The organism is Streptomyces sp. GL_140 (genome assembly GCF_057834465.1).
In genome coordinates this window covers 181,749-201,896 of sequence record NZ_JBYQMJ010000003.1, presented here as the reverse complement: position 1 = coordinate 201,896, position 20,148 = coordinate 181,749, and the positions used below count along the sequence as shown (strand labels likewise).

The window sequence follows — 20,148 nt, the reverse complement described above, 5'->3', positions numbered from 1 at the left end:
CCGCAGCTGAATAGGGCGGCCGTCCGGCAATGCGACGCCGACCTGAATTCAACGTTGTTCAAGCGGTCGCACATTCGTTGACGAAAAGCGTCCCACAGGGAAGTATTCACATCACACCGAGCGAGTCGCTCGGGGAAAACAAAAAGGAGAATCACATGTCTGACATCGAGTTCGTCGACACCGCCGCTGACCTGGTTGCCTCGTACTACCTCGGCATTCAGTAAGAATCCCGCATGCGGCGGAGGGAGCTGCTACAGCCCCCTCCGCCGCGGCCGGTACCGTACAAAAGAATGAACGAACGGCGGTTGCAAAAGCCGCCCTGCGGCTGTCAGGACAAACAGCCCCGAAGGGCCACTTCTCCGCCGTCCGCACGACATTCTGCGTCGCCCGTGGGCCAGTAAATGGAGAAGTTATGGAAAGCTATACGTTTGCGGACCTCGTCGGCGACGAGGAATTGTTCTTCGCCGAGTACTGGGACAAGAAGCCCATGCTCCGGAAGAACGCTCTGAAGGGCAACCCCAGCGAGATCCTCTCGGTCGCACGGCTGGACGAGATGGTCAACATGGAGGTCATCCGCCCGCCGTACGTCCGGGTCAACCTGAACGGGAACGGCATCCCCGAGAAGGCCTTCACCCAGACGGTCACCGTCCAGGGCACCGAGATCCCCGACTCCGTGATCCCGGAGCGTCTCTACGATCTCTACCGCTCGGGCGCGACCATCGTGTGGAGCTCCCTCAACCACATCGAGCCCAGGCTGCGTTCCTTCTGCGGGCTGATCAGCGACAAGCTCGGTGCCCGCACCGACTGCGTCGCCTTCCTCACGCCCGCCGGGCACCAGGGCTTCAACCCGCACCACGACCCCGTGGACCTGTTCATCGTGCAGACCGAGGGGACCAAGCACTGGCGGCTGTGGAACCCGCAGGGCGAGCGGTCCTCGCAGATCGGCACGTACACCGAGGAGCAGCTCGGAGAGCCGGCCATCGACGTACTGATGGAGCCCGGCGACGTGCTCTACCTGCCGTACCACACCCCGCACGCGGCGGCCGCCCGCGACCGCACCTCCGTGCACCTGTCCATCATGATGCGACCGCGCAAGTGGGAGGAACTCCTCCACAAGACGGTCGAGTCGCTGACCGAGGGGCCCGAATTCGCCGCCTTCCCCTACATCGGGGACTCGCGCGGGGCCTCGGTCGAAGAGGAGTTCAAGGTCAAGCTGGCCGCTCTCGCCGCCAAGCTCGGCAACCTGGACTCCTCCACGGAGCTCGACCGGCTGCTGGACTCCGGCCGCCGGCTGGAGCCCGGCCGCCCGCCGCGCCACCGTCCGGAGGACACCTTCGCCCACTCGGCCTCGCTCGACGTACTGGGGCCCGAGGCGAAGCTGCGCCGCACCGGGATACCGCTGGAGTTCGGTGCCAGCGACAACGGCCGTACCCAGCTCGTCTGCAAGGGCCGCACCATCGCGGTGCCGTCCGCGGTCGCCGAGGTCCTCGCCGGCCTGGAGGAGGGCGCCTCGGTGGACGCCGCCACCCTCTTCCCGGATCTGCCGGTCGAACGGTCCGTCAAGAACGCCCAGGGATTCGCCCGTCTGGGCGTCCTGGAAGTCGCGGCCTGAGGCCCGTCCCACCGGCCCCTCACGGGGCCGGTGGGAGCGCCCTTTCCCCAACCGGCGCACAGGCCGGACCGGGAGCGGGATGTCGAACTCCCGCCCCGCACACCGTGCGGGGCATTTTTCGGTTCGGTGGCATCGCAGCCGCCCTACACCAGGAGCTGGTCCGCATGACCGTCAGCGTCTCCCCACCCCTGCAGGCGGACGCGACCCCCGCCCGCGCCTCCGCGTGGCGGGAGGTCCGTCTCCTTGCCGGAATGCGGTCGCTCTCGGTCGCGGGCGACATCATGGCCGCCACCGCCCTGACGCTCCTCGCGCAGAAGAACGGCGCCGGCGGCTGGGGCGTGATGGCCCTGCTCCTGGCGGCCACGCTGCCGCCCGTCTTCCTCGCGCCCATCACCGGGAAGTTCGCCGACCGCGTCGACAGCAAGAAGATCATCGTGGTCGTGGCCTCGCTGCAGGCCCTGGTCTGCCTGGCGATGCTGACCACCACCTCGATCCCGGTGCTCGTCGCCCTGTGCGGGCTGCTGGCCGCCGGCGTCTCCTTCACCCACCCCGTCTTCGGCGGGCTGCCCAGCGCGATGGTCTCTCCCGAGGAGGTGCCGCGGGCGTCCGCGATCTCCCAGACCACGACCATGGCCGGCATGCTCTTCGCGCCGGCCGCCGCGGGCTTCCTCAGCAGCCGCTCCGGCACCACGCTGCCGCTGGTCCTGGACGCGTTCTCGTTCGTCCTCGTGGCCCTCGGCGGGCTGGCCATCTCCACCCGCCTGCACAAGAAGCCGGCCCCGGCCGCTGCGGCCTCCCCGGCCGCGCCCGTGCAGCCGGAGGCGGCCCCGTACCGCGTCTGGTCCGACCCGTTCCTGCGCTCGGTGCTGCTCCTCAGCGGCATCGTCATGGCCTGCGCCTGCATCATCAACGTGCTCATCGTCTTCTACGTCCGCGACACCTTCGGCGCCTCCGAGCAGGTCTACGGCGTGGTCATGACCACCTGGGCGGCGGGCATGGTCCCCGGCGCCCTGCTGGCCCGCAAGGTCAAGAACCTCAGCCACGAGGCCATCCTGATCGGATCCTTCGTGTGCATCGCGATCGCCATCCTCGGCACCGGACTGGCCCCGGGCGTCTGGTGGATCGCCCCCTTCTACCTCCTCGGCGGCATCGGCAACGGAGCCCAGGCCACCGTCACCCACATCGTCTTCAACCTGCGCGCCCCGCAGAGCCACCGCGGCCGCGCCTTCGCCGCTCTGGGCGCCGTCTCCAACACCGGTCCGGGCCTTGGCTTCCTCCTCGGCGGCCTGCTGGTCAGCGCCTTCGAGCCCCGCTTCGGGTTCCTCGCCGCCGGGGGCCTGATCGTCGTCGCGCTCCTGACCACGGCCCGCACCCTGATCCGCTCCGCCTCCAAGCCCGTCGCGGCCACCGCCTGACCCGGGCCGCGCCCCAGCTCCCGGCCGAGCCGTGACCCCTCCGGCTCGGCCGGAGACAAACCCGCCCCGACAGGTCCTGTGTGCCAACTCGCCACCGCACTCGAAGGATTCGGTCCATGACTGAGACCCACCAGCCCGCCTCGCTCCTGTACGGCATCCCCGGTGCCTCCTCCCAGCCGAAGCCGGCCCAGGCCGACGAGCTGGGTCCGCACCCCGAGTGGTTCCCCCTGTGCTGGGTCCTCCCCGGCCTCGACCGCCCCTCCGCCCACCACCCGCTGATCTGATCCACCGGATACCGCGAGGAGGCCGGCGCCCGTCAGGGCGCCGGCCTCCTCTTCGCGTCGGGGCGTGTACGGGGTATCGCGGTCACACGGACTGGAGGGCGCTGCGGGTCGTCCGGCGGGTGCGGCAGCCCTTCATGAAGGCGAACATCCGCTGGACCGCCACGATCGGGACGATCCAGTTGCAGACCACGTCCAGGGCGGTGTTGTGCGGGGCGAGCGACGCGACGAGGTGGGCCACTGTCATCAGGGCGAAGACCCCGCCCCAGGCCGCGGAGAAGAGGCGGTTGGTCTTCTTGAAGGCCGGGGAGGACCAGACGATCCGGGGGGCCTCCTCACGGGCGTACTGCTCGGTGAAGGGCAGGAAGGGGAGAGTCAGGAAGATCAGCGCAGCCAGGGCGCCGGTGGCGACGGTCCGGCCGTGGTCCGTGACGAAGGCCTGCGCTCCGGGGCCGCCGACGAAAGCGAGGGCACTGAGCGCGGCGAAGGTCGCGATGCCCATGGCGTCCAGCAGCTTGGGGCGGCGGGCGAGGAGCGAGGGGGCCGCGGCGGCCAGGGCCAGCAGGGCGGCGAGTGCGGCCGACCACTGGGCGGCGACGCCGTTGCCGACCGCCAGGGTGAAGACGATCCAGGGAGCCAGGCTCAGGAGGGGGTTCGACTTCATGGTCGCGGTCCGTCTCTTCTCGGCGGGCGGGCCCGTCTCCGGGGCCGCGCTTCACATTCCTATGCTGACAGGTCGAATGTAGAAGCTCCTGTTGTGACCTGTCAAGAGTGGAATATAAGGTGGGCGTCATGAGCCTTCGCCACGCACTCCTCGGCCTGCTGGCCGACCGCCCCTCCAGCGGCTACGACCTGATGAAGCTTTTCGACACCACGCTCGCCAGCGTCTGGAAGGCGACACAGAGCCAGGTCTACGGGGAACTGACGCGCATGACCGACGCCGGGCTGGTCGAGGTCGCCGCCGAAGGCCCCCGGGGGCGCAAGGAGTACGCACTCCTCCCCGAGGGCCGGACCGAGTTGCAGCGCTGGCTGACCACGCCCGCACAGCCCCAGCCGCTGCGCAGCGAGTGGATGCTGCGGGTGTTCTTCCTCGGGTTCCTGCCCGCGGAACAAGCGCGCGAGCAGCTCGTGGGCATGGCCGAGGCAGAGGCGCGGCAGATCGTGGAGCTGGAGGCGCTGCTCGCCTCGCGCGACTGGACGGGGGATCCGCTGTCGGTCTCCGGGCGCCTCGTGCTGGAGTACGGACTGCGCGGCAGCGCGATGAAGCGGGAGTGGGCGCGGTGGGCCCTCGGGGAGCTGCCCGCGACTGGTCGTCCGTAGAGCCCGTCCCCTACTTGAAGGCGGGAAGGCTGCGTTCGGCCCAGGCGGCGAAGGGGCCGGCCGGGCGGCCGAGGACCTTCTCCACGTCCGGGCTGACCCGCTGCTCGGCCGGGAGCGGCAGGCCCAGGACGTCCAGGGTGCCGTGGACGACGTCCTGCGGCATGAACCGCGACAGGTGCTCGGCGGCGGCCTCGCGGCTGAGCTCGACGAAGTCGATCTCCTCGCCGAGGACCGCGGCGAGGGCCGCGGCCTGCTCGCGCGGGGTGAGCGCGACCGGGCCGGTCAGTTCGTAGGTCCGCCCGGCGTGGCCCTCCTCGCGGAGCGCGACGGCGGCGACGGCCGCGATGTCCGCCGGGTCGACGACCGGGAGCGCGACATCGCCGAAGGGGGCGAGGACGGTGCGGTTCGCGCGGACGGACTCGGCCCAGGCGAAGGCGTTGGAGGCGAACCCGGCCGGGCGCAGGATCGTGTGGTCCGGCCGGGACTGGCGCACGGCCGCCTCGAACTCGCGGAGGCGGTCGTGCGAGGCGGCGGCGGGACGGGTCCCGGCGAGCTGGGAGGAGACCAGGACGACCCGCTCGACGCCGGCCTTCCCGGCCGCGTCCAGCAGCACGGTCGCACGCTCGCCGGGTCCGCCCAGTTCGCCCGCCAGCAGGATGAAGAAGGCGTCGGCGCCTTCGAGGACCGGCACCAGGCTCGCGAAGTCGCCGAGGTCGGCCCGGGCGTGGCGGACGCCGTCGGGAAGTCCTGAGGTGGGCAGGCGCCTCGAGACGGCGACCACGTCCTCGCCCGCTTCCGCGAGCGCGGCGACGAGCGGGCGGCCGACGTTCCCGGTGGCTCCGGTGACAACGATCATGAGGAAGCTCCTTCTTCGAGCGCCATATCGGTGGTCGTGGCGAGGTGCGCGAAGCTAGCATCCTCAACACAGTAAGTACCTAGAGGAAAGTGACTATCCCTTTGGAACCCACGACCCAGGTGACGCCCGAGCAGGCCTGCCCCATCGCCCCGGTGGTCGACCTCGTCTTCAGCCGGTGGACGACACCGATCCTGTGGACGCTGAACGAGTTCGGGGTCCAGCGCTTCGTGCAGCTGCACCGCAAGGTCGGCACGATCACCGCGAAGGTGCTGACGCAGCGGCTGCGGCAGCTGGAGCGCGACGGTCTCGTGGTGCGCACCTACCACCCCGAGGTGCCCCCCAGGGTGGAGTACGAGATCAGCGAGCTGGGGCGCAGCCTGGCTCCGCTCTTCGCCCACCTGGCGGACTGGTCGGCGGACAACCTGCCCCGGGTGGAGCGGGCGCGCCAGGAGTTCGACGGCCCCACCTAGGTCGTCGACCGGAGGTCAGGGGTGGCCGGCGGGTTGCGACGGGGGGACGGAATCCGGGTCGGTGTCCTGGGCCCCGGCGGCCGGAGCGGCGGACCGGGAACCGCGCCGCAGCCGTGGTGCCGACAGCGCCACGAGGGCCGCGGTCAGCGACACCGCTCCGCCCGCCCACAGGCCGCACCGGGCCCCGTAACGGGACGTCAGCCACCCGATGAGCAGGGCGCCCAGCGGCGTCAGACCCTGCAGGATCAGCGCGTAGAGCGCCATCACCCGGCCGCGGAACCGGGGGTCCGAGCCGAGCTGGATCCGGTGGTTGGCGGCTTGCGCCAAGTAGACGGCGGCGAAGCCGGTCAGGCAGAGCAGGACCGCCGCCGAGAGGTAGCCGGGAGACCATCCCGCGGCGGTCTCCAGCACCCCGAACGCCAGGGCCGAGCCGGTGACGGTCCGGGCGGCGGGCCGGCCGCGCCGGGCGGTGGTGGCGAACGCGGCGAGCAGCGAGCCGGCCGCGAAGGCGGTGCTGAGCAGGCCGAAGGCGGTCGCGTCCGCGTGGAGGACGGTCTTGGCGAACAGCGGCAGGGTCAGCTGGAAGTTGAACCCGAACAGCCCGATCACCGCCAGCAGGGCCAGCGGGACCATCAGGTCGGGCCGGGTGCGTACGTACCGCAGTCCGTCCAGGACCCCCGAGGTGCGCCCGGTCGGCTCGGCGCGGACCAGTTCGCCCGGCCGCATCAGCCGCAGGCCCGCCACGGTGGCGAGGTAGCTCGCGGCGTTGAGGAGCATGACCGGTCCGGTGCCGGCGGCCGAGATGAGCAGGCCGGCCACGGCCGGGCCGACCACGCGCGCGGTGCTGAAGTAGGCCGCGCTCAGCGCCGAGGCGTTGGGCAGCAGGTCCGGTCCCACCAGCTCGGCCACGAAGGCCATCCGGGCGGGCACTTCGAAGGCGTTGACGGTGCCCAGGCCGATGGCGAAGAGGTACAGGTGCCACAGCCGTACGTCCCCCGCCAGGACCAGTACGGCCAGGCCCAGGGCCAGGGCCCCGGAGGCCAGGTTGGCGCGGGTGAGCAGCAGCCTCTTGTCGTAGCGGTCGGCGAGCCGGCCGCCGTAGAGGGTGAGCAGCAGCACCGGCGTGAACTGCAGCGCGGTCAGTGCGCCGAGGGCGGTGGCGGAGTCCCCGGTCAGGTCGAGGATCAGCCAGTCCTGCGACACGACCATCATCCAGGTCCCCGCCACGGACACCACCTGCCCGGCCGCGAACAGCCGGAAGTTGCGTACGGCGAGCGAGCGGAAGGGTCTGGCCTGCGTCTTGTCCATGAGGGTGTGGTACGCCTCACCCCTCACGGTCCGCCGGATTGTCGGTCCGTGTCGCCCCTCGGGCCCGACCGCCGGGCCCGGCGGTCGTCCGCTAGGGCCGGAACCGCTGCTGCTGCGGCGCGGAACCGTGCATCGTGGCCGAGTTGTAGGTGCTGCGGGTCTCGCGTGCCTGTGCCGTATGGGCCGACTCGATCAGCAGGCCCTCCACGTTCTGCGTACGCCGCTTCCCCCTGCGCAGGACGACCCTCACCATCCAGGCCGCCGCCAGCACCATCACTCCCAGGAACACACCGAGCTCGATCACAGCACCCTCCCCCGTTGAAGCCGAGATACGAAAGTACCCCAGCTGATCGTCGGCGCCAATGGATACGGCGCGGAGCGGGCCCCAGGGCTCCGACGTGCGAGGATTCTGGTGGGACGGCAGTGAGCCGGCCCGATGAAAGGTGCCGCGACATGGCAGCAGGGTTTTCGGAATGGAAAGTCAACCGGGAGTATTCGGCGAATGACCGGGTCTCCTATCAGGGAAAGCAGTACCGCTGCCTGGTGACGCACAAATCGAATTCGGCGTCCAACCCGAAGACGACCGTGAGGGTGTGGCAGCGGTACTCCGTCTGACCGGCGGGCGCGCGCCCCGGAGAGGTCGACCCGGGTCCCGGCGCTCAGCGCGTGGCCGTCCCTCCCAGGCACCGGTGGGTCCCTCTCACCTCCATGACGGGGGCCGGGGCGAACCCGTGTTCCTCTCCCTCCACGGGGGTCAGCAGCATCCGGATGCGTTCCGCGAAGTCCCGTCCGGGCATGGGCAGGTCCATGTCGGGATCGCGTAGGTAGCCGGTGGCGACCGCCGTGGGCATGAAGTCCATCAGCTCCATCACCGCGGCCGACCGCGGCCGGGGCATCTGCCGGGCGAGCCGGTGCAGGACCCGCAGGATCATGGTGGTGGAGGCGCTGGTGATCCGCTCGGCGGCTCCGGTGTCGGCGGCCGGCCGGTCCTCGGGTTCCCGCTGGACGTCATCGGTCTGGCGGTGCCACCACCGGGCGGCCTCGTCCTCCCCGAGGGACAGGTGGTGGAGGTAGAGGCAGTAGGCGGCCGTGGCCTGGCCCGCGCCGGCGGCGTACTGCCACCAGAAGCGGGCACCGTCCTCGGCCTGGGTCAGCTGCAGCACGCAGGCCAGTACCAGCGCGCTGCGGGGCTCGGGGACCTGTTCGGTGACGAACCCGGCGACGACGACGGCCGGGGTGTGGGCGACCAGCGTCTCGCACAGGGCGCGGAGGTTCTCGGCCGCGGCGCCGGCCGAGGTCCGCGGGGTCTGTGCGGTCTTCGAGGTCGGTGGGGTCCGTGCGGTCTGCGGGGTCCGGGCCTCGCGCGGGAGGGCGGACGTGATCCCGGTCGGCAGGACGACGTCCCGGGGCACGGCACGGTCGCGGACCAACAACGCCCGTGCCAGGATCGCTTCGACGGCTGTCATTCGATGGGGCCTTCGCTCTCGGGCGGCGGGAAGATGACGCGGACGGCATGGCGTTCGTCGGATCGCACCGTGGGCGGCGGCACACCGAGCAGGGCGGCGGCTTCCTCGACGGTGTTGCCGCACAGGTGGCGTAGCACCATGACGTCCAGGAGGTTGTCGGGCAGCCGGCTGATGGCCCGGAACAGCTCCAGGCTCTCCGCCATCTGCCGGGTGAGCTCGGCGGGGCTGGTCAGGCTCTGCATCACGACGGTGTCGAAGACGGCGGATCCCAGCTCGGGCCGGCCGTCCAGGTGCGGGGTCTTGGCCATGACGGTCGCGCGCAGGATGTTCCAGGCGTAGCGGCGTATGTCGGGGCTGGCCAGCGCGCTGTTCCAGGAGAGCCAGAGGATGTCGAAGGTGTCCTCCACGGCCGCGTCGCGCGGGCCGTCGGGGAGGAAGGCCTGGGCGTAGAGGCGGTAGTCGCCCTCCACGGTCCGGCGGAAGGGTTCGTGTTCCACGGGGGGCCGGGGCTGCGGAGTGGTGAGGACGGATTTGGCGCTGGAGCGCTCGACCCACTCACCGGTCTTCCGCGCGTCCAGGGCCGCCTGCCGCCACAACCGGTACAGGGGCGAGGCGGGCATGTTCAGCTCGATGGCCAGGCGGTGGACGATCTCCCACCGCGGGTACAGGCCCAGGCCCCTCAGCAGCTCCGACAGCTTGGACTTGGCCATCAGGACCCGGGACCCGAGCTCGCTGAGGGTGAGGCCGCTGGCCAGGTGGCTGTCGCGGGTCTGCTCCAGCCAGGCCCGGTGGGAGCTGCCGACGGTGTCCGCGATCGGGCCGAGCTTGCGGCCGGGGCGGGCGGGGGACGGCTGCGGGGCCGGCCGAGGTGCCGGAACCTGCGATTCGAAGGGCATGGTCACGGGGCTTGGTCCTCCCCGTCGGGAACCGGGGCCACGCGGTGCCCGGAGGCGGCGGCGGTTCGCGAACGAGCCGCCTGGACGATCTGCTGGACGGTCAGCCCCAGGGCCGGTGCGAGGGTGGCGATCGCGGCGGTCTGGCCCATTGCGGTCATCGCCACGCTCCACCCCAGCACCATCAGCAGCGCGACGATGAACACTATGTACTTCTTTGGCATTGGTCGTCCTCGACATCATTGGGAGTCGGCCGATTGCCCGCCCGGCCATCCGGGGCAGCGACGGGATTCCCCAACACCCGGGTGCCGACCGGTTGTTGGGGAGGGCTCAGCATGGACCGCCGACCCACGGAAATGCCACGTGATCACGGATTCACGGAACAATGCCGGTCACGGAGTGTCGTGCGAATGAACACGGATGACCGTTCCGGTGCTGGTCGAGGGCACATCCCCGCCTCTCCCGGCGAAGTTCCCGGTTTTCCTTGCAATCCCGGCTTCCACGCCCGTCAATGGGTGCAAGACACCTTTGGTGTCGGCCTTCCATCCGGGAGCCGCCCGCTCTCGTGCCGAGAACCAAAGCGGGCGTGCGCAACCGTTCCCGCCCGGCCACCCCAGGTGGCCGGGCGGGAAATGCCGGGTCAGGTCGCGCGCCCGCGCTCGGCGATCCTGCGGGCCAGTTCCTCGTGCCACCGGGCGGCGTTGCCGCCGTCGAGCTGTCCGGCGAAGGCGCTCCGCGCGGCGTCGACGAGCCCGGCCCTGGCGTCCGGGTCGGCGCGGGCGATCCGCCAGAGCGCGTCCTGGGTCGGACTGTCGAGCCCGGTACAGCTGCGGACGCCGCGCCCGGTCAGCACCTCGGCCAGTACCTTCTCGAAGGTGAGGAGCAGCTGCTCCCCGCTCGGGCGCCGCACGGCCGTCAGTTTCCCGGGGCCAGGAGGTCGAAGTCGATCTCCCCGGGCGAGCGGGCGCCCACGAGGGCCATGGCTTCGGAGAGTTCGGTCCGGTACGACTCGAAGAGGGTCCGTACGCCCGCCCGGCCGTTGACGGCCAGCGCCCACAGGACGGGGCGCCCGATCAGGACCGCGTCGGCGCCGAGCGCCAGGGCCGTCAGTACGTCCGTACCGGTGCGGATCCCGCCGTCGACCAGGACCGGGACGTCTCCGGCCAGGGCCTCCACCACCGGGCGCAGGGCGCGGGCGGTGGTCACGGCCCGGTCGAGCTGGCGGCCGCCGTGGTTGGACACGATGATCCCGGCCGCTCCCGCGTCCCGGCAGGCGAGGGCGTCGTCGGCCCGCAGCACGCCCTTGACCAGCACCGGGAGCCCCGACTCCGCCCTGAGCCAGGCGATGGTCCCGGGACCGATCGACGGATCCTGCTCCCAGTCCGGTGTCCGGGTGTCCAGTCCCACGTCGAGCGCGTGGGCGTCCCGGGGCAGGGGCAGCGGCCGCTTCACGCGCGGCTTCGTCGCCACGTACGGGGCGTCGACCGTGAGCACCAGGGCCCGCGCGCCGGCTGCCACCGCGCGCCGTACCTGGCGTGCGGTGATCTCCCGGTCCCGCAGCACGTAGACCTGGAACCACCAGGGGCCCGCCGCTGCCGCGACCTCTTCCACGGGACACGTGGCCCGGGAGGACAGGACCATCAGCTGTCCCGCGTCCCTGACGCCTTCGGCGGTGGCGATCTCGCCCTCGGGGTCCGCCATCGCGTGGAAGGCGGTCGGTGCGGCGAGCACCGGCGAGTGCAGCCGCTCTCCCAGCAGCTCGATCCCGGTGCTGATGCGCGAGACGTCGCGCAGGACCCGTGGGAGGAAGCGGTACGAGCGCCACGCGTCGGCGGCCTCGCCGAGGCTGAGCTCCTCTCCCGAACCGGCCGCGTAGAAGTCGTAGGCGCCCGGTGGGAGCACGGCGCGCGCGGACTCTTCCAGACCCGGTCCGGACGGTGTCATTCTGCTCGCCATTTCTGCCTTGCCGCCTCTGTGGACCGACTGCCGACGCGAAGGCGCCATGGTATCGAGGGGTTCTCCGCGCCCACCCCCGGTTCCCTCGGCGTCAGGCTCCGCCGGCCCCGGCGGCGACCGCGGCTGCAGTCCCGGCCCCGGCCCCCGGGAAGCGGAACTCCCCGTACAGGCGCGTCTCCTCGAGCTCCGGGCCGCGCATGCGCAGCGCGTAGCCGATCAGGGCGTGGTCGAGCATGTACAGCCGGGGCTCCTCTCCGCCGCCCTCCGAGAGCTGGTCGACGACCCAGGCCATGGGCGAGGCGCCGCCGTAGGCCTCCCTGGGCTCGAAGAGGAGGTGGGCGCGGCCGATCTCCCCCAGCACGTTGAGCGTGTAGGCGAACGGATAGGGGCGGTTGACCCGGTCGTCGTCCGTGCGGTTCAGATCGGGGAAGCCGTCGACCAGCCGGTCGAGGGTCTTGTCCGCGATCAGGTCCATCCGGCCGGTGAGCATGGCGGTCTGGATGACGTAGGCGTAGGCGATCCCGTTCAGGAAGTAGTTCGCCCCGGGATCGATGTGCACCCACTCCCCCACGACCTCCTCCACGAGGGCGTCCAGGTCGGGCACCTGCTCGTCGAGGCGGCCCAGGTTGTGCAGGGCCATGAGGTGGTAGAGCCCCATGTGGGTGCGCTCGACCGGGGTGATGCGCCCCATCAGCTCCTTCGCCTGCGCCAGCCGGTCCCGGCCGTGGGTGAGGTACTCCTCGGGGCGGCCGGTCATGGCGATGGCGTTCAGCATCGTCAGCAGCGGATAGACCTTGGGGAAGCTCTCCGACATGGGCTGCGGGAACACCGGCGGGTTGTTCAGCTCGTCCGCGCGGTCGAGGTGGTCCAGGACCTCCTTGACGTGGTCCCGGCCCTCGCCGGAGATGAAGCGCCCGTACCCGAGCAGGGAGACGACCGACAGCAGCACCGCGCCGCCGCGTCCCCGGAAGAACGGCGCCGGGATCTGCTCCAGCAGGCCCAGCGCCTCGCGTACGTAGTTGCGCGGTCCGGCCACCAGGCGCTCGCCGAGTCCGAGCTGGCCCAGGGCGAGGAAGACCGCGGAGTAGGCGGACAGCTTCTCGTACTGGCCGTGGCGCCCGGCGTTCTCGTCCTTGATCCGGTCCGGCTCGATCGAGTCGGCCACGGCCAGGATCTCCGCGGGGAAGTCGGTGTCCGCGTTGACCAGCAGGCCCCGGTCCAGGCCCAGCTTGGCGAAGGAGTCCATCAGGATGCAGCCGGCCATCAGCCGGAAGTACGGGTTCTCCTGCGCGCGCACGGCTTCCAGGACCGGGCCGAGCGCCTCCTCCTGATCGGAGCCGCGCAGCGGGTGGGCGGGATCCACGACGCCCAGGACGAAGTCGGCCATGAGCCGCGAGAACCGGGTGTAGCCGCTTCTCGTGACCCCCTTCGCGTCGAGCAGGGCGAAGGTCCGGCGGATCCGCTCGGCGGCGGCGGGGTCGTGGGCCACGGGGTACTGGCCCAGGCCTATCCCGCGCACCATGCGGCTCCACGGCGTGGCGATCATGCGGGTCTCGTTCGACAGGTGGCGCAGGCCGTCCACCGGAACGGAGAAGGGGGAAGGAGAAAGGGAGGAGGTCATGGGAAGGCCTTCCGTGGGTCGGGGGACGACGGGGGGACTGCTAGTTGCCCGGCCGGCGGCGCGGCGGCACTTCCAGGCCCAGGAACTCGGTCCTGGTGCCCTCCAGCATCTCCAGGGCCCAGTTCAGCCACTTGATGCCCTCGCAGTAGATCGCCACGGGCCTGCGCTGCGTCTGGTAGGTGTCCATGAGCGTCCCGTCCAGCTCCTTCTGGAAGTGGAAGGGCGGCATCGCGGTGAAGTGCTGCCCCATCACGAACACGAACCGGACCAGCCAGTACGGGTCGTCCTTCAGGTAGGCCGAGTCCGGGTCGTCGAGACCGAGCGCGGCCGTCATCACGGGGGCGAAGTGGTCCTCCATGCCCCGGGGCGAGCCGTGGTCGACCGTGCCCCCGCCCTGGACCACGTCCCGTACCCGGTACGCCCGCTGGTACGGGTTGTCCTCCAGGAAGGCGATGTCGACGGCGGGGGTCCTCCCCCGGCCCACGTCGACGCTCATCGTGAACTGCTCGAAGTGGATCTCGTCGTAGTGGCCGATGGAGTTGTGCCACGGCTTGTTGTCGTACATCGCGTCGTCGCGGGTGTCCTTGCCGTCGCTCTTGTAGCCGATGGCCCGCGGATCGAGGAACTTGATGCCCAGCGAGTCCGCGGTGACGGCCGCCAGCGCCGCGTCGATCTCCTCCCGCGCGGCCCCGTCCTCGATCAGCCGCTGCGCGCGCAGCAGCGGGCCGCTGTCGGTGATCTTGATGTTCTCGGTGTTCGTGTCTCCCATGACCAGCGAGTGGAAGGCCGGCTCCAGGATCTCCAGGAACTCGGGAGCCGCCCGGAAGCGCTCCAGCAGCGCCCCCGAGTTGAGGTAGGACACCCCGTTGATCACGATGCGCTCGGAGTCGAGGAGGTCCTCGCCGAAGGTCTGCGGCGCGGTGCGGCGGCACAGGGCCAGACGGTCCTCGATCTTCTTGAAGTACGAGGTGTTCAGCGTCTCGCCGGGCGCCAGGTGGCGGCCGACGCTGTGCACGTTCTCGTTCAGCACCCGGATGATCTGCTCGTAGAGCCGCGCGACCACCGCGGGCGGCGGGGTGTGCTTCTCGACGAACCGGCTGACCTCGTCGCCCGCCACGTAGCTCATCTCGTAGATGACCTCCCGGTACCCGGTGCGGCCGTCCTCGCCGCGCAGGTGGGACGGGACGGGAACCTCCCGTTCCAGGGTGGCGAAGGCCTCGGGGAAGTGGTCGCGCACCGGCAGGGGCAGGGACTGCAGGAACTCGGCCTGCTTCGCGGCCTTCGCGAACGGCGGCAGCATCACGCCGTCCCCGTCCGGGTTCCACCGCGCGGTGGTCAGGGCCTCGCTGAGGATCTTGCGCACCGTGACCCGCTCCTCGCCCTCCTTCCGGATGAAGATCGTCATGGACTCGCTGCCGCCCTTGCCGAAACCGACGATCCTCTCGCCGGGCTCGACGTAGGAGTAGACCGTGCTGGAGAGGACCTTGCGGCTCTGGGCGTTGTCCAGGACGCGTTCGTTCTCCCCGGTCATCGCGAGGACGCAGGCGTACTCGAACGCGTCCAGGGCCGGGCTCAGCCGCTTCTTCCACGCCTCGGCCGGGTCCGTGATCCGCAGGACGTTCCCGTGGTACGGGCCCACGTCGAGGGAGGCCGGGTCCAGCTCGGAACCCAGCGCGATGACCTGGCAGTTGCCGTTGAGGTGGATGCGGCGCACCTCGGTGTTCAGGGTGCTGCCCCGCAGCACCGCGCGGGTGGCGTCCTCCAGGTCCTTCCTGGACTGCACGGGCACGCCCTCGGGCGATACGACGGCGATCACGGCATCGGTGAGGCTGCTCAGCACCAGCTCGACGGCGTCGTCGCGCAGCCGCGCCGCGGACAGTGCGACGGCGTCGGCCAGGGAGATCGCGCCCGACACGGCCAGGGCGACCAGCCAGCCCAGCGCGTCGCCGCCCTCCAGGTAGTAGTCGCTCTGCGTGAACAGTGCGGGCCGGTACCGGACGAGGGTGTGGAAGAGCAGGTACTGGTAGACGATGCGGTGGTCCACCGGGGGGAGCCGCTCGCCGCCGCCCCGCAGGCCCTTGAACATCTGGTTGTACGCCTGGAGCGCCACCGGCCGGGTGTTGACGAGCAGCTCGGTGCGGCGCGCCAGCTCCGCGTCGTCGAGGTCGGCGAGCGCGTCGAAGTGGAAGACGAGCACCTCCGGGCGGGTGGTGTCGACGGTCCTGGTCCGCGCGGTGCCCGCGGCGTCGAGCACGCGCAGCTCCAGGTAGGCCTTGCCGAGGAGCTCGGTGGATTCGGGGTGCTCGGGGTTTGCGGGGTCCTCGGGGTGCTCGGGATTCGCGAGGGTCTCGGAGGTGACCCGCTTCTTCAGCCGGGCCTTGGTGACCAGCTCTCCGCGGCCCACGTCGATGTGGTCCCGGTGGTTGCGCGTGTGCTGGAAGACCTCCAGCAACTCGTAGAACGCGTCGGCCCCTTCCCGTTCCGTGCAGAGCATCTCCGCCGTGATGACGCGGCCGAGCGTGCGGGAGAAGTACTCGTCCCAGGCCTCGCTGCCACCGGCGATGCGGAACAGCTCCCGTAGCGTCGCGTGGTGCCCGTGGTGCCCGTGGTGCCCGTGGTCCGGCCGGTCACCGGCGGTGTACAGGCCTTCCAGGTCGGTCATCAGGGCGTCCACCACGCCGAGGGCGTGCAGGAACCGGTCGGTGTCCCCGGGGATTCCCGTGCAGGCCATGACGGGGGCGTCGGTGGCGTTGTCCTTCAGCAGCCGGACCGACTTGTTGCCCGGGCCCAGCTCCAGCACCATGTCGGCGTCGAGGCCGTCGAGCACCTCGCAGGTGTCCCGGGAAGCCATGACCCGATCGGTCATCGCCAGGATCCCCTGGCGGATGCCGGCTGCCGTGGTGAGCAGCGACCGGTCGTGGTTGGAGACCACCGGGACACGGGGCTCGGCGAAGCGGACCGACTGGACTTCGAGGAACTTCTCCAGGGCCTGGCGGGCGGGCCGCATCCGCGCGGAGTGGGCCAGGAAGAAGGTCGGGTCCTTCAACTCCTCGGTGGCCACGTCCGGGAAGCCGGCGAGGAACCGGTCGAAGTCCGCCTTGGCACCGGAGCTCACGTAGAGGTTCGCCTGCGTCGGCGAGTAGGACTTGTGCAGTTCGACGTCGGCGAGCGGGTACGCGGCGTGCAGCGCGGCCAGGACCGCGTCGAGGGCCCGCGGTCCCGGGGCCTTCACCGCGACCACGTGGGAGGGTTCGGGCACCAGGGCCGTCCCACGGACGGAAGGCGGCAGGTAGCAGGCGATGTTGCGGGCGAAGGACTCGTCGGTGCTGCGGCCGCCGGCCGCGAGCAGCATCAGCGGGGTGAACGCCATGGCGATCTTCACCCCGTCGAAGACCGACAGGGAACCGCTTGCCACCGCGGCCGTCAGGATGCCGAAGCTCTCGCCCGTGTAGGCGACGAAGCTCAGCGGGGTCCCGTTCCTGTCTGCCCGGTCCCGCAGGTGGGCGTCCAGGGCCAGGCTGTGCACGAGCAGGGAGGCCCCGATGAACCCCTGCCGCTCCAGCTTGCCTTCGGGGAGGTTCTCGGACGCGGTGAGCACCAGGTCGGGCCGGGCGGGGAAGCCGAGGGCGCGGGCCGCCTCCTGGTAGATGCCGGTGACCTCCGGGACGCCGGAGTCGAGGAGTGCTCGGCCGAGGTCCTGGTAGGACGCCCGGCTTCCCAGGCCGGGGAAGAACCCGGCCACGCGTACGCGGTCCTTCGTGCTGAGGATGTCCTCGACGAGCGCGGGCCGGTAGGGGGTGGCCGGGAACGGCCGGGCGGGCTGGGCGGACTGGGCAGGGGTGCTGGAGCTGGACACTTGCATCGCCTTCTCGCGTTGGGCTGCACGGCGGAGGACGGGAATTCCCCGACGCTTTCCATCGGATGACCAGAGAAAGTCTTGTCCAGCCACCCAGGCCGGTTCAATGCATTCCAATTCAGGCTTGTTCAGGTCTTTACAGGTCTCCACAAGGCCAGGAAAGGAAGTTTTCCGGGAACGTCAAGGCATGTCAGAGGATTGACAACTGTGCAGGTCAGACGGGGCTGGATGGAGGTTGCTCGATTTTCTCGGCGCTCCTGGAGAACGGCAAAAAAATCAGGACCGCGAGAGCCCTAAGGCTTCACGGTCCTGATTTGTCGAAGCTTTTACAAAGCGCGGCCGGCCGCCCCGGCACATTCCTACTGGACGCCCGCCCCTACCTTTCCGGGCTGCGGCGCGGAGCCGGCCGAAATCACCGGGGCCGCCTTGGAGCGGACGGCCAGCGAGCCTCCGCCGACCGCGACGAAGAGGGCCGCGAGGGCGAGGCCGGCGCCGACCCACAGCGGGGAGACGAACCCGTACCCGGCGGCGATGGTCAGTCCGCCGATCCAGGCGCCGAGCGCGTTGCCGACGTTGAAGGCGGCCACGTTGGCGCCGGAGGCCATGGTCGGCGCGTCCTGGGCGTACTTCATGATCCGGACCATCAGGCCGGGCGCCGCGGAGAGGCCGACGGTGCCCATCAGGAGCAGCGAGATGACCGTGGTGGTCTTGTTCTCCGCCGTGAGGGCGAAGAAGACGAGCACGGCCATGAGGACGGCCATGATGCCGGCCAGCGAGGCGTTGAGGGACTTGTCGGCGACCTTGCCTCCGACGAAGTTGCCGATGAAGGTGCCCACGCCGAACACGACGAGCAGCCACGGCACGGTGCCGGTGGCGAAGCCGGTGACGTCGGTGAGCGTGAAGGCGATGTAGGTGTACGCGCCGATCACGGCGCCGAAGGCGAGAACGCTGAGCGCGAGCGAGATCCAGACCTGGCCGCGCCGGAAGACGGCGAGCTCGCCGCGCAGGTTCTGCCCGGACGAGGGGGTCTGCGGCACCAGGAGCTGGATGCCGATCAGCGCGACGACGCCGATGACGGTGATGGCCCAGAAAGTGGAGCGCCAGCCGAACTGCTGGCCCACGAAGGTGCCGAGCGGCACGCCGAGCACGTTGGCGGCGGTCAGTCCGCCGAACATGAGCGCGATGGCGCTGGCCTTCTTGTTGTCGGCGACCATGTCGGAGGCGACGACGGCGCCGACGCCGAAGAACGCGCCGTGGCACAGGGCCGCGACGATCCGGCCGGTCATGAGCAGCCCGTAGGTCGGGGCGACGGCCGACATCAGGTTGCCGACGATGAAGAGCAGCATGAGGCCCGCGAGGACCTTCTTGCGGTCGAAGCGTGCGACGGCCGCGGTGAGCGCGATGGCGCCGATGGCGACGCTCAGCGCGTAGCCGGAGACCAGATAGCCGGCGACCGCTTCGGAGACGCCGAAATCGTCCGCCACCTCGGGCAGCAGACCTACGATCCCGAACTCGGTGAGGCCGATACCGAAGCCTCCGAGTGCCAGGGCAATGAGCCCGATAGGCATGTGAAAACCCTTCGTTGTTGCGTGGCATGCGGTGCGGGACCGTGCCGTGCCTGACCAGTGATTGGACGCATCGAAGTATCGCAGTATTTCGATGTGAGATGTCAAGTCGATCGCTGCGCCGCCGCCCGCGGCCGCTGATGGCGTAACGTATCGCCTATCCTCGATGCATAGAGGACCGCCCTGCGCCCACCCGAGAAGGCGACGCCATGCCCATGACAGATGATGACCTCACGGCGCTGATCGAGCCCCTGAAGGCGCTCGCCCACCCCGTACGTCTGCAGGTGCTCCAGTGGCTGCGCACCCCCGAGGAACACTTCCCCGTCCACGAGGTCGGGGTCTGCGTCAGCCACATCCAGGCCAAGACAGGGCTCGCGCAGTCCACCGTCTCGGCGTACATGGCCGTACTCGAACGCGCGGGGCTCGTACGCTCCGCACGCGTGGGCAAGTGGACCCACTACCGGCGCGACGAGGAGGGCATCGCCCGGCTCATCGGGGGGCTCGGGCGGGACATCGGGGGCATCGGGTGGGACATCGGGGCCCCGGGCGGCGCGGGGACCGGCGTGGACCCCGGCGCGGCGGCGGCCGCCAGGCCCTGACGGCGGGCTCATCCGTGACCCATGCGGTAGCCGACGCCGCGGATGGTGATGACCCACGTACCGGCGCCGAGCTTCGCCCGCAGGCTGCTCACGTGGGTGTCTATGGTGCGGCTGGAGTCCGCCCAACTGGTGTCCCAGACCCGGTCCATCAACTCCTTGCGTGAGATGACGTTCTCGGGGGCCGAGGCCAGGATGTGCAGCAGCTCGAACTCCTTGGCCGTGAGGCTGACCTGCCCGCCGCGCAGGTGGACCTCCCGGGTCTTGCCGTCGAGGTGGAGCGGCCCGATGGAGATGCTCCGGGTCGGCTCCGGCCGGGCGTGGGCCCGGCGCAGCACGGCCTCGATGCGCGCGGTCATCTCGTGCACTCCACAGGAGGCGAGTACGCAGTCGTCCGCTCCGGCCTGCAGCGCGAGGACCCGGTCCAGCTCGGTGTCATGGCTGGTGACGGCGATGACGGGCTTGTCCCCCGCCTCCCGTATCAACCGGCAGACCTCCAGGCCGGCGATGTCGGGAAGGTCGAGGTCGAGCACGACCAGATCCGAGTTGCGGTGCGCGCGTAACGCTTCCTCCCCGGTCTCCACGCCGGTCGCGGAGTACCCCTGCCGACGCAGGTGACGGACCCGCGCCTCGGCCTTGGCACTGTCGCCCTCGACGACCAGTACGCGGATCTTCAGTGCCTCGGTGACCTTGCTGGGATACGGGCCCGCGGTGTCCGCCGCGTCCCGCCGGCCAAGCCACGCGAGGTGTCCCCCCAGAGTCATGCCTCCCCCTCTGTCCGAGGAAAATAATAGTACGTTTTTTGTTTTCTGGCGATCCAGCCCGGTCGACAGCAGGTCCGGACTCGATTAAATAATAGTGTGCACTTTTTTTTCTTGCCCATCCAGCCCGGGATGAGCAATCTCACTCGACGACCGGCCGCCCCGTGCTGCC

The 20,148-nt window shown here is 70.5% G+C and carries 20 protein-coding genes; 7 read left to right on the top strand and 13 right to left on the bottom strand.

What is annotated here, in order from left to right; genetic code table 11:
* Positions 1–412: 412 nt before the first annotated feature.
* The 3 genes from AC3IYJ_RS42215 (at position 413) to AC3IYJ_RS42205 (ending at position 3,311) form a co-directional block, all read left to right on the top strand.
* Entirely contained in the window at positions 413–1,612 is a 1,200-nt protein-coding gene (locus AC3IYJ_RS42215; protein ID WP_489403517.1) for a cupin domain-containing protein, read from the top strand.
* A gap of 164 nt (positions 1,613–1,776) precedes the next feature.
* The gene (locus tag AC3IYJ_RS42210; protein WP_489403516.1) at positions 1,777–3,027 is read left to right on the top strand and encodes an MFS transporter; all 1,251 of its coding nucleotides are present in this window, start codon (positions 1,777–1,779) and stop codon (positions 3,025–3,027) included.
* Between the two features lie 116 nt (positions 3,028–3,143).
* Positions 3,144–3,311, top strand: a complete 168-nt coding sequence (locus AC3IYJ_RS42205; protein ID WP_489403515.1) for a hypothetical protein — start codon at positions 3,144–3,146, stop codon at positions 3,309–3,311.
* Positions 3,312–3,393: 82 nt separating this feature from the next.
* On the opposite strand, the gene AC3IYJ_RS42200 is transcribed toward AC3IYJ_RS42205, so the two are convergent.
* Positions 3,394–3,972, bottom strand: a complete 579-nt coding sequence (locus AC3IYJ_RS42200) for a hypothetical protein (protein ID WP_489403514.1) — start codon at positions 3,970–3,972, stop codon at positions 3,394–3,396.
* Positions 3,973–4,100: 128 nt separating this feature from the next.
* On the opposite strand from AC3IYJ_RS42200, the gene AC3IYJ_RS42195 reads away from it, so the two are divergent.
* A complete protein-coding gene (locus tag AC3IYJ_RS42195; protein ID WP_489403513.1) occupies positions 4,101–4,628 on the top strand; it encodes a PadR family transcriptional regulator in 528 nt (175 codons plus the stop codon).
* Between the two features lie 10 nt (positions 4,629–4,638).
* Here AC3IYJ_RS42195 and AC3IYJ_RS42190 read toward each other — a convergent pair whose 3' ends face one another.
* Positions 4,639–5,484 (bottom strand): NAD(P)H-binding protein, encoded by an 846-nt coding sequence (locus AC3IYJ_RS42190; RefSeq protein ID WP_489403512.1) that lies wholly within the window; start codon positions 5,482–5,484, stop codon positions 4,639–4,641.
* An 89-nt stretch (positions 5,485–5,573) separates the two neighbouring features.
* Between AC3IYJ_RS42190 and AC3IYJ_RS42185 the strand changes: the two genes are divergently transcribed.
* A complete protein-coding gene (locus tag AC3IYJ_RS42185; RefSeq protein WP_489403511.1) occupies positions 5,574–5,954 on the top strand; it encodes a winged helix-turn-helix transcriptional regulator in 381 nt (126 codons plus the stop codon).
* A 15-nt stretch (positions 5,955–5,969) separates the two neighbouring features.
* Here the strand turns inward: AC3IYJ_RS42185 and AC3IYJ_RS42180 are convergent, their stop codons facing one another.
* Entirely contained in the window at positions 5,970–7,262 is a 1,293-nt protein-coding gene (locus AC3IYJ_RS42180; RefSeq protein ID WP_489403510.1) for an MFS transporter, read from the bottom strand.
* Between the two features lie 91 nt (positions 7,263–7,353).
* Positions 7,354–7,566 carry a hypothetical protein gene (locus AC3IYJ_RS42175; protein ID WP_489403509.1) on the bottom strand — a complete coding sequence of 71 codons (213 nt, stop codon included), beginning with the start codon at positions 7,564–7,566 and terminating at the stop codon, positions 7,354–7,356.
* Positions 7,567–7,715: 149 nt separating this feature from the next.
* Here AC3IYJ_RS42175 and AC3IYJ_RS42170 point away from each other — a divergent pair, with 149 nt between their 5' ends.
* Entirely contained in the window at positions 7,716–7,877 is a 162-nt protein-coding gene (locus AC3IYJ_RS42170) for a carbohydrate-binding protein (RefSeq protein ID WP_489403508.1), read from the top strand.
* A 44-nt stretch (positions 7,878–7,921) separates the two neighbouring features.
* Here the strand turns inward: AC3IYJ_RS42170 and AC3IYJ_RS42165 are convergent, their stop codons facing one another.
* From AC3IYJ_RS42165 to AC3IYJ_RS42130, 8 genes are all read right to left on the bottom strand, one after another.
* Positions 7,922–8,728, bottom strand: a complete 807-nt coding sequence (locus AC3IYJ_RS42165) for a hypothetical protein (RefSeq protein WP_489403507.1) — start codon at positions 8,726–8,728, stop codon at positions 7,922–7,924.
* A complete protein-coding gene (locus AC3IYJ_RS42160; RefSeq protein ID WP_489403594.1) occupies positions 8,725–9,624 on the bottom strand; it encodes a sigma-70 family RNA polymerase sigma factor in 900 nt (299 codons plus the stop codon). The genes AC3IYJ_RS42165 and AC3IYJ_RS42160 overlap by 4 nt, the downstream gene beginning before the upstream one ends.
* Before the next feature lie 2 nt (positions 9,625–9,626).
* Complete coding sequence (locus tag AC3IYJ_RS42155) at positions 9,627–9,845, bottom strand: hypothetical protein (RefSeq protein ID WP_489403506.1); 219 nt, start codon at positions 9,843–9,845, stop codon at positions 9,627–9,629.
* A gap of 416 nt (positions 9,846–10,261) precedes the next feature.
* Positions 10,262–10,531, bottom strand: coding sequence for a hypothetical protein (locus AC3IYJ_RS42150; RefSeq protein ID WP_489403505.1), 270 nt, complete (start codon positions 10,529–10,531; stop codon positions 10,262–10,264).
* 5 nt (positions 10,532–10,536) lie between these two features.
* Positions 10,537–11,565, bottom strand: coding sequence for an alpha-hydroxy acid oxidase (locus AC3IYJ_RS42145; RefSeq protein WP_489403504.1), 1,029 nt, complete (start codon positions 11,563–11,565; stop codon positions 10,537–10,539).
* A 103-nt stretch (positions 11,566–11,668) separates the two neighbouring features.
* On the bottom strand, positions 11,669–13,198 hold the full coding sequence (locus tag AC3IYJ_RS42140) for a hypothetical protein (RefSeq protein ID WP_489403503.1): 1,530 nt from the start codon (positions 13,196–13,198) through the stop codon (positions 11,669–11,671).
* A gap of 40 nt (positions 13,199–13,238) precedes the next feature.
* Positions 13,239–17,054: an ACP S-malonyltransferase gene (locus AC3IYJ_RS42135; protein ID WP_489403502.1), complete on the bottom strand. Its 3,816-nt coding sequence runs from the start codon at positions 17,052–17,054 to the stop codon at positions 13,239–13,241.
* Between the two features lie 359 nt (positions 17,055–17,413).
* Positions 17,414–18,622, bottom strand: a complete 1,209-nt coding sequence (locus tag AC3IYJ_RS42130; protein ID WP_489403501.1) for an MFS transporter — start codon at positions 18,620–18,622, stop codon at positions 17,414–17,416.
* 206 nt (positions 18,623–18,828) lie between these two features.
* On the opposite strand from AC3IYJ_RS42130, the gene AC3IYJ_RS42125 reads away from it, so the two are divergent.
* A complete protein-coding gene (locus tag AC3IYJ_RS42125; protein ID WP_489403500.1) occupies positions 18,829–19,218 on the top strand; it encodes an ArsR/SmtB family transcription factor in 390 nt (129 codons plus the stop codon).
* Between the two features lie 8 nt (positions 19,219–19,226).
* Here the strand turns inward: AC3IYJ_RS42125 and AC3IYJ_RS42120 are convergent, their stop codons facing one another.
* The gene (locus AC3IYJ_RS42120; protein WP_489403499.1) at positions 19,227–19,979 is read right to left on the bottom strand and encodes a response regulator transcription factor; all 753 of its coding nucleotides are present in this window, start codon (positions 19,977–19,979) and stop codon (positions 19,227–19,229) included.
* Positions 19,980–20,148: the final 169 nt, after the last annotated feature.

Coding starts and splice junctions, on each gene's coding strand:
- AC3IYJ_RS42120 (WP_489403499.1), bottom strand. CDS start 19,979: ATGACTCTGGGGGGACACCTCGCGTGGCTTGGCCGGCGGGACGCGGCG.
- AC3IYJ_RS42140 (WP_489403503.1), bottom strand. CDS start 13,198: ATGACCTCCTCCCTTTCTCCTTCCCCCTTCTCCGTTCCGGTGGACGGC.
- AC3IYJ_RS42195 (WP_489403513.1), top strand. CDS start 4,101: ATGAGCCTTCGCCACGCACTCCTCGGCCTGCTGGCCGACCGCCCCTCC.
- AC3IYJ_RS42145 (WP_489403504.1), bottom strand. CDS start 11,565: ATGACACCGTCCGGACCGGGTCTGGAAGAGTCCGCGCGCGCCGTGCTC.
- AC3IYJ_RS42170 (WP_489403508.1), top strand. CDS start 7,716: ATGGCAGCAGGGTTTTCGGAATGGAAAGTCAACCGGGAGTATTCGGCG.
- AC3IYJ_RS42205 (WP_489403515.1), top strand. CDS start 3,144: ATGACTGAGACCCACCAGCCCGCCTCGCTCCTGTACGGCATCCCCGGT.
- AC3IYJ_RS42200 (WP_489403514.1), bottom strand. CDS start 3,972: ATGAAGTCGAACCCCCTCCTGAGCCTGGCTCCCTGGATCGTCTTCACC.
- AC3IYJ_RS42180 (WP_489403510.1), bottom strand. CDS start 7,262: ATGGACAAGACGCAGGCCAGACCCTTCCGCTCGCTCGCCGTACGCAAC.
- AC3IYJ_RS42155 (WP_489403506.1), bottom strand. CDS start 9,845: ATGCCAAAGAAGTACATAGTGTTCATCGTCGCGCTGCTGATGGTGCTG.
- AC3IYJ_RS42215 (WP_489403517.1), top strand. CDS start 413: ATGGAAAGCTATACGTTTGCGGACCTCGTCGGCGACGAGGAATTGTTC.
- AC3IYJ_RS42210 (WP_489403516.1), top strand. CDS start 1,777: ATGACCGTCAGCGTCTCCCCACCCCTGCAGGCGGACGCGACCCCCGCC.
- AC3IYJ_RS42125 (WP_489403500.1), top strand. CDS start 18,829: ATGCCCATGACAGATGATGACCTCACGGCGCTGATCGAGCCCCTGAAG.
- AC3IYJ_RS42190 (WP_489403512.1), bottom strand. CDS start 5,484: ATGATCGTTGTCACCGGAGCCACCGGGAACGTCGGCCGCCCGCTCGTC.
- AC3IYJ_RS42165 (WP_489403507.1), bottom strand. CDS start 8,728: ATGACAGCCGTCGAAGCGATCCTGGCACGGGCGTTGTTGGTCCGCGAC.
- AC3IYJ_RS42160 (WP_489403594.1), bottom strand. CDS start 9,624: ATGCCCTTCGAATCGCAGGTTCCGGCACCTCGGCCGGCCCCGCAGCCG.
- AC3IYJ_RS42130 (WP_489403501.1), bottom strand. CDS start 18,622: ATGCCTATCGGGCTCATTGCCCTGGCACTCGGAGGCTTCGGTATCGGC.